The 16,360-nt window shown below is 43.7% G+C and carries 11 protein-coding genes; 9 read left to right on the top strand and 2 right to left on the bottom strand.

Annotation, left to right across the window (positions count from 1 at the left end):
• Nucleotides 1–11: 11 nt before the first annotated feature.
• The 7 genes from PHEP_RS19985 to gmd are packed head-to-tail and all read left to right on the top strand — an operon-like array spanning nucleotide 12 to nucleotide 12,405.
• Nucleotides 12–2,519: a hypothetical protein gene (locus PHEP_RS19985; protein WP_015809806.1), complete on the top strand. Its 2,508-nt coding sequence runs from the start codon at nucleotides 12–14 to the stop codon at nucleotides 2,517–2,519.
• Nucleotides 2,516–5,578, top strand: coding sequence for a SusC/RagA family TonB-linked outer membrane protein (locus tag PHEP_RS19980; RefSeq protein WP_015809805.1), 3,063 nt, complete (start codon nucleotides 2,516–2,518; stop codon nucleotides 5,576–5,578). The genes PHEP_RS19985 and PHEP_RS19980 overlap by 4 nt, the downstream gene beginning before the upstream one ends.
• A gap of 22 nt (nucleotides 5,579–5,600) precedes the next feature.
• A complete protein-coding gene (locus tag PHEP_RS19975; RefSeq protein WP_015809804.1) occupies nucleotides 5,601–7,088 on the top strand; it encodes a RagB/SusD family nutrient uptake outer membrane protein in 1,488 nt (495 codons plus the stop codon).
• Between the two features lie 14 nt (nucleotides 7,089–7,102).
• The gene (locus PHEP_RS19970) at nucleotides 7,103–8,161 is read left to right on the top strand and encodes a glycoside hydrolase family 130 protein (RefSeq protein WP_015809803.1); all 1,059 of its coding nucleotides are present in this window, start codon (nucleotides 7,103–7,105) and stop codon (nucleotides 8,159–8,161) included.
• Nucleotides 8,151–9,446: an MFS transporter gene (locus PHEP_RS19965; RefSeq protein WP_015809802.1), complete on the top strand. Its 1,296-nt coding sequence runs from the start codon at nucleotides 8,151–8,153 to the stop codon at nucleotides 9,444–9,446. Before PHEP_RS19970 ends, PHEP_RS19965 begins: the two co-directional genes overlap by 11 nt.
• A gap of 48 nt (nucleotides 9,447–9,494) precedes the next feature.
• Nucleotides 9,495–11,231 (top strand): hypothetical protein, encoded by a 1,737-nt coding sequence (locus PHEP_RS19960; RefSeq protein WP_015809801.1) that lies wholly within the window; start codon nucleotides 9,495–9,497, stop codon nucleotides 11,229–11,231.
• A gap of 37 nt (nucleotides 11,232–11,268) precedes the next feature.
• Nucleotides 11,269–12,405 carry a GDP-mannose 4,6-dehydratase gene (gmd, locus tag PHEP_RS19955; protein ID WP_015809800.1) on the top strand — a complete coding sequence of 379 codons (1,137 nt, stop codon included), beginning with the start codon at nucleotides 11,269–11,271 and terminating at the stop codon, nucleotides 12,403–12,405.
• On the opposite strand, the gene PHEP_RS19950 is transcribed toward gmd, so the two are convergent.
• Nucleotides 12,393–13,358 carry an EamA family transporter gene (locus tag PHEP_RS19950; protein ID WP_015809799.1) on the bottom strand — a complete coding sequence of 322 codons (966 nt, stop codon included), beginning with the start codon at nucleotides 13,356–13,358 and terminating at the stop codon, nucleotides 12,393–12,395. The genes gmd and PHEP_RS19950 overlap by 13 nt on opposite strands.
• Before the next feature lie 113 nt (nucleotides 13,359–13,471).
• Between PHEP_RS19950 and purU the strand changes: the two genes are divergently transcribed.
• Nucleotides 13,472–14,296, top strand: coding sequence for a formyltetrahydrofolate deformylase (gene purU / locus PHEP_RS19945; protein WP_015809798.1), 825 nt, complete (start codon nucleotides 13,472–13,474; stop codon nucleotides 14,294–14,296).
• A 66-nt stretch (nucleotides 14,297–14,362) separates the two neighbouring features.
• Here the strand turns inward: purU and PHEP_RS19940 are convergent, their stop codons facing one another.
• Nucleotides 14,363–14,971: an RNA polymerase sigma factor gene (locus PHEP_RS19940; RefSeq protein ID WP_015809797.1), complete on the bottom strand. Its 609-nt coding sequence runs from the start codon at nucleotides 14,969–14,971 to the stop codon at nucleotides 14,363–14,365.
• A gap of 117 nt (nucleotides 14,972–15,088) precedes the next feature.
• Between PHEP_RS19940 and PHEP_RS19935 the strand changes: the two genes are divergently transcribed.
• On the top strand, nucleotides 15,089–16,222 hold the full coding sequence (locus tag PHEP_RS19935; protein ID WP_015809796.1) for a FecR family protein: 1,134 nt from the start codon (nucleotides 15,089–15,091) through the stop codon (nucleotides 16,220–16,222).
• Nucleotides 16,223–16,360 lie beyond the last annotated feature (138 nt).

Genomic DNA, 16,360 nt, shown 5'->3' with positions numbered 1-16,360 from the left:
ATATATCATCGATGAACCATAAGCTATTGTTCCGTTTTCAGTTAAGCTTTATGCTTACCCTTCTTATTTGCTATACAGGAACGCTTACTGTATACGGACAAAAACTGAGGATTAAAGCATTGGGTGATACGGTTAAAGGCTTTAAGGTAGGGTTGTATGACGGAGACCGGCAGTTGTTGGCCAATGAAGCAGAGTTTTCGCTGCTGATGGCCAATACCGACCTGAGTGAACAAACCTTAATGGCAGGCTGGACAGGAAAGCATTGGACGGCGGGCAACGACAGTACGATTACGCTGAGCAGGGAAAGCTATATCCCCGAGTTCGACCTGAACCTTTCTGTACAGGTCACTTATAAGGTAATCAGTGATCACCTGATTAAAAAAACAATCCGTTTATATCAGCCGGGAATGCCACAGCTGTATTATACTTTAAAGGAGCGGTTTGTACCTGCAGAGAAACCAACAAAGTATGTAAGCTTTGAACATGATAACTTTCCGGGTGGTTTTGCACATGAAATGTTTCCTTCCATAGGCTATGTTAATGAAAACCATACTGTGGTTGGCATTTTAACAGATGCGGGCTATAAAAACCAATATACGCGCACTACAAGGCGCCGGTTTAACGGTCGCGGTGGTGGTTTTGTGGGCATGCGCAAATTGCCTGACCCGGAATTGATGGCTGTTGCTACTGCAGATGAGCAGTCCAGGGGTATAGACTTTCTGCAAATGACATTTGGTGAAATGTATAACCTGGATGCAGGAAAAGAAAGTGCAGTTAAGCTGCCTGATACCTGGGAAAAAGAAGGGGAACTGGCATTTAAAAAAACGGGTAGCCTGATTACAATGGATTGTAAGCCCTCGCCACGCAGCGGTATAACCATGATTGCACCATTAAAGGGCCAGCAGATATATACCATTTCTTTTTTATGTAAAGGAACTGCCCCATTGGCCTTAAAGTTATTCAGGATAAAGCATGGAAAGAAAACCGAAGAGCTTGAAAACGGCCTGAAGTACATTGACAATTTTCAGGTTAAGGAAAAAGAGTGGACCTTGTTTAAAGGCAGTATTATGCTGCCGTATATTCAAAAAGACAGCGTGTCGCTTTTTATAGGTACCCAGGCGAATAAGACCTGCCAGCTACAGCTTAAGGACCTGCAGATTGTGAAACATGAACCGGCAGCGGAACCTTATAACATCCTGGTTATGGGAGAGGCCGTGGAAAAGACCAGCTATATATTCGCTGAACCCTGGAAGGACCACCATGAATTTATGATCTCATCACAAACCCGGCTTTCGGAGGGTATGGGGTTCAGGGGTTCTCAGCTAGAGAAAATGCTGTATGGCAATTTAAATATGCTGACCTGGATAAATGGAGTAAATGACTTTAAACCTTTTAACGTACCCAATATGAATTATTCGCCGGATATGTATAACCGGGATTCTTTTTTCGCTGCCGTAGCTACCTATAACAAGGAGCTGAACCTGGGTATCTGGAAACAGTGGGCCAATACGCAAACCCCTAAAGGTGGCATTGGCACCATCATTACCCCCTATATGGGTTCGGTAGAGGCGAAGGACAATGAGGCTACTATAGAATGGCTGATCTGGGCAATGCTGAACAAAAGAAGGTTTAATGTTGTATTGCCAGAAGAAAAAATCAAAAAAGCAGTAGATTATGTGCGCAATGAGTTCGATGCCGGTAAAGATGGGATATGCCGTTCGCATTTTTCCATGAGCCAGGTTGATATTGTAGATTATCAGCCTAAAACCGACCGACTAGCGGTAAACCAGGGCATGCTGGCCATTGCATTAAGAACCATCAAAGAACTGGGATACCCCGTGGAAGAAGCCTATATACAGAAAGCTGAAGCCGAATACAGGAAGTTCTATGACCCGAAAAGAAAGCATCTGCTTTTTGACCGTGATTTTCCGGATATCATTAGTCTGACTGATCTGGAGCCCGAATTTTATTCTTTGTGGCTGTTTAACCGCCCCTTACTTACAGATGAAATGGTGACCAGTCACCTTGAGCAGATACCTGTGCTGAATAAAAATGCCGGTGCACCGCATCCCGAATACGGCACTACGGCACCAATCTGCGTAAGGTTAATGAAAACTGAGCCAGGATATGCTTATCTCAGTGCCGATTATCAGCCCTTTGCTGCATTTGGAGCAGCCAATTATGCCGATGGCAAAAGCGATGGTTTTTATTATAACGGCGGCAGCTGGCTGCGGGCAGAATATTGCGCTTATGTTACGGGCTTAAAGCATGGCTGGAAAAAAGCATCCAAACTGATGGAAAACCGGGTATGGGCGGAGATCAACCTACATCCTGACTGGCCTTTCAGTAAAGAATTTATTCCTACAAAATGGACTACTACCGATTCCTGGTGGCCCTCTACAAAAGGGTTGTGCTGGAATGTATTTATCCTGATGGCCAATGAGGTTGCAGGATTAAGAACGCCGGATATGGATCCGGATTTTAATGAATTAAACTTTTATCAAAAACTAACCAAATGAAAAAAATTTACCATGTATGGCTCATTTTGCTGATCATAGCATTTTCAGGCCAAAAGCTTTATGCCCAAACCAAGGTTTCCGGAACGGTTAGGGATGCAAGTGGAATAGGTTTACCTGGCGTAAGTGTGGTCCAGGAAAACACCCAGAACGGAACGGTAACTGACCAACAGGGCCGGTATACACTGAGCCTAAAAGAGGGGGCAGCCCAAACACTTACGTTTAATTATGTTGGCTTTTTAAAGCAGACGATCCCTGTAAATGGAAGTTCAAGTGTGAATGTTACACTGAAAGAGAACAATGAATCGCTGAATGAAGTGGTGGTGCTGGGCTATACTTCACAGAAAAAATCAAACCTGACGGGTGCTGTAACTTCAGTGCACATGCCCGACCTGGAAGACAGGAGGGTTGCGGATGTGGCCCAGGTGTTACAGGGACAAGTTGCCGGGGTACAGATTACCCAAAGCACCGGAGCGCCGGGCGACCCGATCAGCATCCTGATCCGTGGCCAGGGTACATTTGGAGATAACAGTCCGCTTTTTATCGTTGACGGCAACCCGACTCAGGATATTTCCTTTCTGAATCCGGCCGATATGCAATCGGTAACTGTACTGAAGGATGCTTCTGCGGCTGCAATTTATGGCTCAAGGGCTTCGGCCGGGGTAATTGTGATCACTACCAAAATGGGCAGTGCGGGATTATCTACCATTGACATCAACTACTATAATGGCATTCAAAAGGTAGCCAATTTGCCTAAAATGTTAAATACCACCCAGTACATGAATAAAATGGAAGAGTCCTGGAACAATTCCGGATATGCTGGTACCAATCCCTACACAGCAGATAAAAACCGGACTGATCTGGCCAACACCAATTGGCTGGACGAATTGTTTGAGACCGGCCGTTCGCAAAATGTACAGCTGAGCGCAAGTGGGGGAAGTGAGAAGATCAAATATTTAATTTCAGGAGCCTATTATGGGCAGGATGGGATTGTGGTTTATAAAAACGATAAATATCAGCGGGTTAATTTCCGTACCAATGTTACCGGTAATCTGTCGGACCGTTTTACTGTTGGGGCTAACCTTCAGCTTTCTTACGCCAAACAGGATAAAATGTCGTCTAAAGGAGATGAACCCGGTGTGATCCGCCATGCATTTATCCGCCCGCCGGTAATCCCAGTATACAAAGATCCGAGTGACCCTACTTATTCTGCTGCTGACCCTTTTACCGATTTACCTTTTTATAAAGTCGATGGCACTTACCAGAGCAGATATGAGTACAGCAGTAATCCTATAGCCCTTGCTTATTTTACCAACGACAAAAGGTCGTTGTTTAAGACCTTTGGAAATGTATATGCAGAATATGCACTGCTTAGCAACAAGGAGCTAAAATTCAGGACCAATGTGGGCCTTGACCTTAATTTTACCCACAATAAAGCCTTTAACCAGAACTTTGGTGATGATGATGGCGGCGGTGCTGCGGAAGATAAAGGTTTGGGCAGGAAAAACAGGCCAAATTCTTTAAATGAGGACCGTGGCCAGGAAAGTACCATTACCTGGAACAATACCCTGAATTATGAAAAAACGATCGGGAAGCACCTGATCAATGCCATGGTGGGAAGTGAGTACATCACCAATTACTCATCATCTATTGGTGCAACGAGGAACAGGTTTGATTATACCGCTCCGGAATTTCAGTTTATTGATTACGGTAATACTTTGACCAATTTGTGGAATGGAGGAAATGGTGCAGAATGGACTTTGTTTTCTTTATTTAGCTCTGCTACCTACGTATATGATTCCAAATATATGATCACGGGTAATTTCAGAGCAGATGCTTCGTCGAGATTTGGACCCAATAACCACTGGGGTTATTTCCCCTCTGTATCTGCGGGCTGGAAAATTTCGCAAGAGGATTTCATGAAAGATGTGCGCTGGATCTCTGATTTGAAATTAAGGGCAAGTGTAGGTACGCTCGGAAATCAGAACATCGGGAATTATACTTATTTAACACTATATACCAAGGTAGGGGATGAGACAAAACTGCTTCGTTATGGTAATCCAGACCTGAAATGGGAGAGTACCACCCAAACCAATATTGGTTTGGACATGGGGATGCTCCAAAACAAAATTTATTTAAGTGTTGATTATTTTAAAAAGAAAACAAGCGGAATTTTGCTGCCCCTTTCTTTACCACACTTAGTGGGAGACGTACAACCTACTATTGTGAACGCTGCAGAAGTGAAAAACTCGGGACTTGAGGTTTCTTTAAGTTACCGCAACAACGATGGCGTGTTTAAATATGGTGTGAACGGAAACATTGGTACATTGAAAAACCAGGTGGTAAAGCTACACCCGAATCTGCCCAACATGATAGGACAGGTAACCAAGACAGAACCCGGTCATCCGATCAATTCTCTGTTTGGTTTTGTAATGGAAGGTATTTATCAGAACCAGGCTGAAATAAACAGTCATTTATCGGGTACGCTCAACCCTTCCGAACTTCCAGGTGACATTAGGTTTAAAGACCTTAACGGGGATGGGGTGATCAACGATTCAGACCGGGATTATATCGGGAACCCAAACCCTAAACTTTCTTACGGACTAAACCTTTCAGCTGGTTACAAGGGTTTTGACCTTTCGGCATTGTTCCAGGGCGTTCAGGGTGTAGATCGTTATAACGACCTGAAAAAGATTATTGATTATGATTCCCGGCCTTTTAACCATTCTGTGAGGGTGCTGGACAGCTGGCACGGTGAAGGAACCAGTAACAGCATACCGCGGTCTACCTTTACTGACAATGGTAGCAGTAAAACATCCAGTATTTTTGTGGAAGACGCTTCTTACCTGCGCTTAAAAAACCTGGAAATAGGGTACTCCTTTAAGTCGCTGTTAACAAAAACGAAACTGGGTGTCCAGAATATCCGTTTATATGTTTCTGCGCAAAACCTGTTTACGGTTACAAATTATACAGGGCTGGACCCGGAATCAACAGATGTGATAGATATGGGTACTTATCCACAATCCAAAGCCTTTCTGTTTGGTGTAAACGTTAAATTTTAACCCTGCATTTTAAACTATAATTATGAAATCGATATATAAAATACTTGCAGTTCTGGTGATGGTTGCCGGAGTAAGCTGCAAAAAGGAATTAGATAAAGCCCCTATAGGCCTGATTACTTCTAACCAGGATGAGACAGATCCTAAACTCAATATTGTGGTGTCATCCGTAACCTCATCCTATCGCTTACTGTCCAGCACGCTGAACATCATTGGTCAGTGGGGCTGGGATGATGGTACCGTTTTGAGAAATGACTTTATTTTACAGGACATTGCATCGGGCGATATGCAGAAAAAATGGAACCCTGATGGCGACCAGGCCTGGATGGACCAGTTCTCTAAATTTAATTTTACTGCATCGAATGGTGGTTTTAATGGCCAGTGGAGTTACGACTTTGAAGGGATTTCGCGCTGCAACAGGTCTATCAATTATTTGACCGACCCGGTGGTGGTTGCAAAAATCGGGATAGACGAAACGCTGAAAAACAGATTGCTGGGTGAGGTTTATTTTTTAAGGGCATTCTATTATTTTGACCTGGTAAACAATTTTGGGGATGTGCCATTGTTGTTAAAACCACTTAAAGATTTTTCGGAAGCTTATGAAGTTGCCAAACGGGTGCCAAAAGAACAAGTGTGGGCACAGATCAGTGCCGACCTTGCCTTAGCCAAGCCTTTGCTTCCGGCTACCAAATACATTGATAATGTGGAGAAATGGCGGGCCTCTAAAGGGGCGGTAATTGCTTTACAAGCTAAAGTGGCGCTTTATAATAAAAGATGGACGGATGTGCTGAGCAGCATTACAGAGCTGGAGACTTTAAGGTTTTACAGTTTGAACAGCAATTACTTCGATAGTTTTGACATGGCAAAGGAATTTGCCGATAATGAGGTGATTTTTGCCTACGACCACCAGTCGGCCAAAACCCCACCCATGGGCAACGGCCTGTGTGCCCTGGCCGGCTGGGGATTTATTGCGCCTACCACCAATTTTATCAATGCTTTTGAGGCCAATGACCCGCGGTTGGGTTATACTGTAAATGTGCAAAGTCAGAGTGTATACAAAGTATTCGGGGCCTTAAACGATGGCAATAAAGGGAATGAGGATGCGGCCAGTAATAAAATATACATCAGATGGGCCGATGTTTTACTTTGGAAGGCAGAGGCTTTGCTGGAGACAGCTTCTTATCCTGCGGCCATAGGAGTGATCAATAGCATCAGGGCCCGGGCAAGGACCAGTGTAGCTGCGAATGGCAGTTTACCCCCTGCTGGCACGCTACCTGACAGAAATGTAGCTTCGACAGATAAAGCACAGATTAAAGACTGGCTGGTAAAAGAGCGCAGGGTAGAGCTGGGCTTTGAATCGCAGAGATTTAATGACCTGAAAAGGTGGGGCATGGCAAAAGACTTTTTGAAATCCGTAGGTGTAAACTTCCAGGACCGCAATTATGTATATCCAATCCCTCAGGGAGAGGTGGATAAATCGGGAGGAACTATTGTTCAGAATCCAGATTATTAAAAGAGAAGTAATATATGAAAGATCAAGCGCAAAGATTTATACAAAACCCTTTATTATCGCCAAAAGAATTGAAGCCAAGCAGGCCTGGACTGGAGATCACCTGTCTGCTGAACCCCGGTGTTTTTACTTTTGAAGGCAAAACCTGGTTGCTGGTACGTGTGGCGGAGAGACCGAAACAACAGGAGGGTTTTATTTCTTTTCCGGTACTGAAAGGAGGGGGGATTGAAATTATTGAGATCGCGTCGGGTGATCCGTACCTGAATGCGGATGACCCGCGGGTCATCAGGTATAAAGGGCAGGATTACCTGACCACCCTATCGCATTTACGCCTGCTTTGCAGTGACGATGGTGTTCATTTTTATGAGCCGGAAGGCTATCCCCTTTTGCAGGGGGAGACTTTACAGGAAGCTTTTGGGGTAGAGGATTGCAGGGTAGCATTGATTGAGGGGATGTATTACCTGACTTATACCGCTGTTTCCGGGCAGGGTGTAGGGGTTGGCCTGCGTAAGACCAAGGACTGGAAAACTTTTGTTTCCGAAGGAATGATCATTCCACCGCACAATAAGGACTGTGCCATTTTTGAAGAAAAGATCAATGGTAAGTTTTATGCGCTGCATCGACCGAGCAGTGTTGATATCGGTGGAAACTACATCTGGATTGCTCAATCGCCTGATGGCATACATTGGGGAGGGCATAAATGTATTGTTACCACCAGAAAAGATAGCTGGGACAGTGCAAGGGTAGGCGCCGGGGCTGCGCCCATAAAGACGTCACTGGGCTGGCTGGAAATTTATCATGGTGCAGATACCGCCCACCGGTATTGTCTGGGTGCTTTTTTGCTGGATCTTGATGACCCTTCTCTTGTGCTGGCACGCAGTACAGAACCTATTATGGTACCTACGGCTACTTATGAGCTGACTGGCTTTTTCGGACATGTGGTGTTTACGAACGGCCATGTAGTGCAGGGCGATGAGCTGACCATTTATTATGGTGCTGCAGATGAGTTTGTTTGCGGGGCTAAATTCTCTATTAATGAAATATTAACCTCCCTAACTTACTATCATGATTCATAAATTAAAATCCGAGATCGCTCATTTTAAGGCACAATCGCACAACTTTAAAGTGCTCACCTTAACCAATCTGATCTATAGCATTGTTTTGCCTGTGATAGATATTTTTGTGGCGGCTTATGTAATGCGCAGTTCTAATGACCCGGTAAAAGTGGTGGTATATCAGCTTACCATTTATACTGGCATCCCTTTAACCTTCCTGATCAATGGCTGGCTGCTGAACCGCTTCCCCATTAAAGTACTGTATTCATTGGGAATGGTGCTCAGCGCCATTTCGATGATGATCATGATGTCGCTGACCACTCTTGATATTACGGGGATCGGTATTGCAGGCATTGTAATGGGGATGTCTTTTGGTTTTTACTGGGCAAACCGGGATTTTCTGGCCCTGGCTACCACAAATGACGGTAACCGTAATTATTATTATGGGCTGGAGACCTTTTTTTATACCATTATTGCGGTAGTGATCCCGGTGATGATCGGTTGGTTCATAGAAGGCCTGGCAGGTACGGGTGATGCAAAGCTGGCTTATAAAATTGTTACGGGCATTGTGTTTGTGATTACACTCGCGGCTTCGGTGATGTGTTTTACGGGAAGGTTTACCAATCCCATCAGTAAGAAATTCATCTATTTTAAGTTTGATCCTTACTGGTACAGGCTGATGTTTCTGGCGGTATTAAAAGGGCTGGTCCAGGGCTTTTTGGTTACTGCACCAGCAATGCTGATTATGCTGCTGCTTGGAAAAGAGGGGGCACTGGGCACGGCACAATCGGTAGGGGCTGTTTTTGCAGCCATATTGATGTACATTATTGGTCGTAAAACCGGTCCGCAGCACCGTATATATGTATTTGGCACCGGACTGGTATTGTTTACCATTGCCGCACTGATTAACGGGATCCTGTTTAATGAAACTGGTGTAATCCTGTTTATGCTGTTCCTTTTGCTGGCTAAACCTTTGCTGGACCTGGCTTATTTTCCTATACAATTTAGTGTGATCGACATTCTGACTAAAAAGGAAAAGAGAAGTGAATTTGCCTATATCCTAAACCATGAGGCGGGCCTTTATATTGGCAGGCTAACTGGAGCGGGTACTTTTTTGTTACTGGCCTATTATTTTTCGAATGAGGTTGCACTGCGTTATGCCATCATTATTGTGGCGGTATTGCAGCTCAGTTCTTACTGGGTGGCAAGGGGCATCATTAAAAAGGGTAAAATTATGAATGAAGGCTTGGAACTGGGCGAAAAGAGCCTTGCAGAAACAGTTAACCCAAGCCATTCCATTGCTTAGTATTTTAAAGTGCTACCTGTTATTTTTAATATATTTAGATGATCACCAATGAAGATGAGATTTAAACTGATTACACCATTTACGCTAATTCTTTTATTTGCTTTTACACTTTGCTTTGCTCAGGTTAAACAAATAGCGATTAACCGGGTAGATGCTATGTCCAACCTGCCCAGGCCACTCCAGATTATAGACTGGAAACAGATGGCGCTTAATTTTGACCGAACGGTGTATGACTTTAAGGCCAAAGGCGAATACTGGCCAATGGTTTGGATGGACAGTACAGGTAAGAACTTTAAACAACCGGCACTGGGTATGTATACAGCTGTGGGCGATGTAAGACAGGGTTTACAAAATAACAAAGGTATGTTTCATGAGGCCCTGGCCAATATGGGAGCTGTTTTGGGTGCCAGCCTGGTAGGTTTGGATAAAAGTAAACAGCAGGGGCTGAATTATGTGGGGATGCTGAAAAACTATTTCAATAAGGATACCGGTTGGGATATTATGATGAACAATACGGCGCCAGAGGTGGCTTTACTGGGTGGGGGCTATGGCCGCGACTGGTGGTATGATGTTTACCCGAACGTATTGTTCTATGCGATTTATGACAAATATCCTTTGGAGCCGGGTTTTGAGGTGATGGCCAGGCGTATTGCCGAGCAGTTTTATCAGGCAGATTCGGTATTGAACGGCAATTACCACTATTCTTATTTCGACTATGGGAAGATGAAGCCAATGACCAACCAGATCTGTGCACAACCCGATGCGGCGGCCGGGCACGCTTATGTGTTGTATGCCGCTTATAAAAAGTTTGGTGATCCGCGCTACCTGAAAGGCGCGGTCAGCGCAATGAAAGCGCTGGAAAGCCAGGGAATAAATCCTACTTACGAGTTGCTGATGCCTTTTGGTGCCTACCTTGCCGCCAGGATGAATGCAGAGCAGGGTACTTCTTTTAACCTGGCAAAAATGCTGGATTGGACATTTGACGGTACTGCAGTATGTAGGAAAGGCTGGGGTTTTCTGGTAGGTAACTGGAATGGTTTCGACATTTCGGGCACTGTGGGCAGTACGGTCGATCATGGCGGTTATGCTTTTTTAATGAACACTTTTGATGCGGCCTGGCCTTTGGTTCCATTGGTGAGGTATAAACCCGAATACGCCACTGCGATCGGAAAATGGATGCTGAATGCGGTAAATGCTTCGCGGTTGTTTTATCCGCAATATATGCCTGTTTCACATCAAACCATACCTGAGCTTGCTGCCGTAACCAAGGGGGTAATTGCTTACGAAGGCTTTGCAAAAGCTTCTACTTTTGATACCCTATACCAATCGTTAAAAGCGCCAGTAGCACAGGGTGATGGACCGAAATGGGTGCCGGGTAAAAATCCGGAGGTATCGCAGTTTAGTGTATATGGCAGTGCACATGCCGGTATTTTTGGGGGCATTGTGAAGGAAACCGATGTAAAAGGAATATTGGGACTGGATTTGCTGGCGACTGATTTTTATGCAGCAAAGGCTTACCCGAGTTACCTGTTCTACAATCCTTATCGCAGTGCTAAGACAATAAATTTTAAGTTACCAAAAGGGCTTAAAGGGAAGAGAGACGTGTACGATTTGCTGAGCCAGCGTTTTGTGGCGCGGAACCTGCTGGCAGGAGCTAAAGTAACTATTCCGGCATTACAATCTGTGGTGCTTGTTTGTGTGCCTGCGGGGCTGAAGATGCAGATTAAAGATAAACAAATGTGGATTGACGGCGTAGTGGTGGATTATAATTATAACAAAATTTAAGTATGTTTACAGGCTGAAAACTAAATAAAAGAAATTAATGAAAGTTGCGTTAATAACCGGTGTTACCGGACAGGATGGAGCATATCTGGCAGAGTTTTTACTTAAAAAAGGATATTTTGTCCACGGTTTAAAAAGACGGTCCTCATCGTTTAATACGGACCGGATTGATCATTTGTACCAGGACCAGCATGAGAAAGGTGTAAATTTTAAATTGCATTACGGTGATTTAACCGACTCCACCAATCTGATCCGTATCATTCAGGAAACGCAGCCTGATGAAATCTATAACCTGGCAGCTATGAGCCATGTAAAGGTAAGTTTTGAAATGCCTGAATATACTGCGAATGCCGATGGTATAGGTACATTAAGGCTATTGGAAGCTGTACGTATTCTAGGTATGGAAAAAAAGACCAAAATATACCAGGCCTCTACTTCGGAACTGTATGGTTTGGTCCAGGCGGTACCCCAAAGTGAAAGTACCCCATTTTATCCGCGTTCACCTTATGCTGTAGCAAAGATGTATGCCTACTGGATTACAGTAAATTACAGGGAAGCTTATCAGATGTATGCTTGTAACGGTATTCTTTTTAACCATGAAAGTCCCTTAAGAGGGGAAACTTTTGTTACACGTAAAATTACCCGCGCGGCCTGTAAGATCGCATTGGGCCTGCAAAGCTGTTTATATCTCGGCAACCTGTCGGCGCAGCGCGACTGGGGCCATGCCAAGGATTACATTGAGGCCATGTGGCTGATCCTCCAGCAGGAAAAGCCAGAAGATTACGTAATTGCTACCGGAATAACCACAACAGTAAGGGATTTTGTGAAAATGAGTTTTGCTGAACTGGGTATAGAAGTTGAATTTAGTGGCAAGGACCAGTACGAAAGGGGTGTAATTATTGATGTAGACCAGGAAATGGTTGTAAAGCTAGGTTTAAATGATGCCAATCTGAAACCGGGCACTGTTGTGGTGCAGGTAGATGAAAAATATTTCCGCCCTACTGAGGTTGACCTGCTGTTGGGCGACCCGACCAAGGCCAATACGAAACTGGGTTGGAAACCTAAGTACGATTTACCACTTTTGGTGGAAGACATGATCCAGTCAGATCTGCAACTGATGAAAAAAGATGAATACCTGAAACAAGGTGGGTTTAAAACACTTAATTATTTCGAGTAGGCAGTTTTTTGTTTAAGCTGGTGCTCTTTTCTGTATTTAGCCAGGTTGATGAGCAATACACTGCCCAGTATGACCACCAATCCGGCAACCTGGATTATAGTGACCTTTTCGCTGGTAAAAAGTATACTCAGCAAAACAGCTACTACGGGGTTTACATAGGCATACGTGCTCACCTGTGTTGCCGGGCGTACACTTAATAGCCATACGTACGCACTAAAAGCAGCAATAGAGCCAAATATGACCAGATAGCCAACTGATAACCAGGCATCAGCTGATACCATATGCCAATCGAAATCTTTAAGTTCTGAATTGAACAGGATACCCGGCATAAAAGCGATACCGGCGGCCAGCATTTGCCAGGAGGTATTTACAGATACCGAAACGGTAGTGGTCGTATTGTATTTTGAATACAGGGAACCCGCTGCCCATCCTATTGGTGCCAGCAGTAAAAGTACAATACCTACAATTTGAGTGTTGCTCTGGTTGTTGTTCAGCGTATGCATTACCTGTTCTGCAAATAGTAGGATAACACCTATAAACCCTATAATCAATCCCATTACTGTAGAGGTACTTTGCAGGTTTTCTTTCCATTTCGGTTTGTCCAGAATTACGAACCACATGGCTGCAGATGAAACCAGGATGGCAACCAATCCGCTTGGTATAGATTGTTCTACCCAGATCACCAGTCCGTTGCCTATCCCAAGCATCAGTATGCCCGCTATGGCAGCCTGTCTGATACTTTTTTTATCAAAAATCTTTTCCCCTTTAATGCTGCACCATGTTATTAACAACAGTCCGGCCGCAAGGAACCTGAAGGCACCAAGGATAAAAGGAGGAAAGCCGGCGAGGGCTTTCTGGATAAAAAAGTAAGTAGAGCCCCAAACGATATATACTATGGCAAAGGCCAGGATAACGATTAAGGGAGAGGCTTTTTTGTTTAATTGTGAGGGCATGATGTATAGTTTTTCAGGTATTACCAACTGGAAATACAAAAGTATGTAAATTCTTTATCCCGGGCAGCCCGGATATTGCTATCTTGCCTTTTAATTTAAAAAAATACTCTCCCATGATTATCATTATACAATGCAGGGACCAGGTGGGACTGGTGGCCGACATTTCAGGAATACTGGCAGCAGCACAATTGAATATCATTTCTATGCGCGAGCATGTTGATAAAGCAGAAAATCGTTTTTTTATGCGCCTGGAAGTAGACGGTGTCTCGGATGAAGTATTGCTGGAAGCGCAAATGCGGCAGGTGCTCCCATCAGGAGCTGTTATACAGGTAAACCCGGTTCCGGATAAAAAAGTAGTAGTAATGGTTACGAAAGAATACCATTGCCTGGCCGATATCCTGATCCGCAATAATTTTAATACATTGGGTGCTCAGGTACTTTGTGTAATCGGAAACCATGATGTACTGCAAAAAATCTGTGAACGTTTTGCCGTTCCTTTTTTCCTGATCCCTTATCATGAAGATAAGGAAGTTTCAGAAAGGGAGATCATTGCAAAGATCCGGTCCTATGATCCGGACTATGTGGTGCTGGCTAAATTTATGCGTATCCTTTCGCCTGCTTTTGTGGCTAATTTTCCCAATAAGGTGATCAATATCCATCATTCCTTTTTACCTGCATTTGCAGGGGCTAACCCTTATAAAAAAGCCTTTGAAAGAGGGGTGAAATTAATTGGGGCTACTGCACATTTTGTAACGGACGATCTGGATGAAGGGCCGATTATTGCCCAGCAGATCATTCCGGTTAACCATTCATTTACTGTAGCCGATATGGTAAAATCGGGGCAGGAGATTGAAACAGCGGTATTGGCAAAAGCCTTAAGGTTGGTGTTGAACGACAGAGTGTTCGTTTACCGCAATAAAACAGTTGTATTTGAGTAAGCGCGCATTTTATGGATGATTTTTCCACTTAGGAAACCGGAGATGCAGGAAAAGTAAAGTTTGGCATTATTTGCCAATCAGATCTGAAGCCAGGTACAGGCCAATAAACAAGAGGCCTGTATCCTGATGTTTGATAAGGTATGCTTTGATCAATTGCATAGATTTAGTGATATGGCTATTTACGGTGGCAACAGAGATGCCAAGGAGCTTGCTAACCTCATCATAACTTTTACCGTCGATTTTGCAGAGCTCGAATACCATTTTTCTTTGAGGAGAAAGCTGGTCGATTGCATTTTTCAGAAGTGCTGCACTCTCTTTGCTCAATAAAACTTCTTCAGCATTAAGGTAATGGTCAGTGCCCCGGAGCAGCATCTGCTCAATCAATGAATTGTCGGATGCTACCTTCCTGAAATAATTGTAAACCAGGTTCCTGGTGATGGTATAGAGGTAGGATTGAAAGGATTTGCCGGGAATAATTTTTTCCTTATTATCCCACAGCCGGATAAAAAGTTCCTGTAACAACTCATCGGCAACGTCCTTATCCTTGGTCATGCTCAGGATTTTAAGGTACATGGGTTTGCTGTAAGCCTCATAAATCCCATTAAAGGCAGTCTCATCACCCGTTTTAAGACGGACAAGTAAGTTATTTTGATAAGAATCTTCTAAAATGATCAATGTACAACAGGCCTTTTAACATTCAAATCTAACGATTTTAAAAAATAGTTACGAAATATTCCATTTTACAGTCATTGCTTTTCCTGTTTGCTGTGTATTAGTAGCGAATTGCAGGAAATGAAAGAACCAATCGATACCTTATTTGCGAAATATCTGGACGATCAATGCAGCTCAGCAGAAATTAAGTTATTGCTGGAGCATTTTAAATTGCCCGAAAATAAAACGCTGTTAAAAGAAGTTATTTTATCAGGGCTGGAAAGGCAGGCTGAGATAAAAGCTATACCCGACGACCTGAATGAAAGGATAGCAGCCATTCATCTCAGGGTAAATGAACATATCCAAAACACTATGGTGGTTAAACGACCATTGTTCGCCAGGTTGTGGCCACGAGTGGCTGCTGTTGCTGCTATCCTTGTCATTATTTCTGCAACTTTGTTTTATTATAATGGGAAACATTCGTTTGACAACCTTGAGGAGCAGATTGCGGCAGCTCAGATCAAGCCAGGGAGAAACCAGGCAATATTAACATTGGCAAATGGTAGTAAAGTACAATTGAGCGATGTAAATGGCAAACCGGTTTACATTGTGCCCGAAGGTTCGGCAGGCGCCGCTGCAACGTATAACACAATAGAAGCACCAGCTGGTGGCCAATGGCAGGTCGTATTACCCGATGGTACCCGTGTATGGTTAAATGCGTTGTCCAGCATCACTTTCCCCACTGCATTTATAGGTTCGGAAAGAAAAGTAAAAATTGATGGGGAAGCTTATTTTGAAGTGGTTCACAATAAAGTACTGCCTTTTCGTGTAGAAAGTACCGGGCAAACAGTAGAAGTTTTAGGTACTAAATTTAACATCATGGCTTACCGTGATGAAGCCCAGACCAAAACAACACTGCTGGAAGGTGCTGTGAAAATTGCTGCGGGCAAGCAAGAGAAAGTGCTGAAACCAGGCGAACAGGCAATGGTAATGAATGGAGGGGTTAAAATAGAGACCGATGTAGACCTGGAAAATGTTATAGCCTGGAAAAACGGAGATTTTATATTTAAGGGGGAAGATTTTAAAACCACCATGCGCAAAATTGCCCGCTGGTATAATGTAGAGATCAGCTATGATCCTTCAGTACCTGACGATATTGAACTTGCAGGTTGGATTTCAAGAGACAGCCAGCTTTCAATGGTATTGAAGCGAATTGAACAGGCCGGTAAAATAAAATTTAACGTTGAAGGAAGGAGGATTACCGTAATGAAGTAAATTTATACTAAACTCCGGTAATGCAAAAAAGAAAGCCAGGGTGCTCGCTACACTCCCGGCTCATATCAGGCATTACGTCAATAAAATTTTCAGTGTATCAACTTAATAACCAGACTTAACAAATGTATAAAATTTATA

Source organism: Pedobacter heparinus DSM 2366 (assembly GCF_000023825.1).
Classification (GTDB): domain Bacteria; phylum Bacteroidota; class Bacteroidia; order Sphingobacteriales; family Sphingobacteriaceae; genus Pedobacter; species Pedobacter heparinus.
Note: the sequence above shows the minus strand (reverse complement) of the source record. Positions and strands in the feature narration are given on the sequence as shown.

Coding starts and splice junctions, on each gene's coding strand:
- PHEP_RS19985 (WP_015809806.1), top strand. CDS start 12: ATGAACCATAAGCTATTGTTCCGTTTTCAGTTAAGCTTTATGCTTACC.
- PHEP_RS19980 (WP_015809805.1), top strand. CDS start 2,516: ATGAAAAAAATTTACCATGTATGGCTCATTTTGCTGATCATAGCATTT.
- PHEP_RS19975 (WP_015809804.1), top strand. CDS start 5,601: ATGAAATCGATATATAAAATACTTGCAGTTCTGGTGATGGTTGCCGGA.
- PHEP_RS19970 (WP_015809803.1), top strand. CDS start 7,103: ATGAAAGATCAAGCGCAAAGATTTATACAAAACCCTTTATTATCGCCA.
- PHEP_RS19965 (WP_015809802.1), top strand. CDS start 8,151: ATGATTCATAAATTAAAATCCGAGATCGCTCATTTTAAGGCACAATCG.
- PHEP_RS19960 (WP_015809801.1), top strand. CDS start 9,495: ATGAAGATGAGATTTAAACTGATTACACCATTTACGCTAATTCTTTTA.
- gmd (WP_015809800.1), top strand. CDS start 11,269: ATGAAAGTTGCGTTAATAACCGGTGTTACCGGACAGGATGGAGCATAT.
- PHEP_RS19950 (WP_015809799.1), bottom strand. CDS start 13,358: ATGCCCTCACAATTAAACAAAAAAGCCTCTCCCTTAATCGTTATCCTG.
- purU (WP_015809798.1), top strand. CDS start 13,472: ATGATTATCATTATACAATGCAGGGACCAGGTGGGACTGGTGGCCGAC.
- PHEP_RS19935 (WP_015809796.1), top strand. CDS start 15,089: ATGAAAGAACCAATCGATACCTTATTTGCGAAATATCTGGACGATCAA.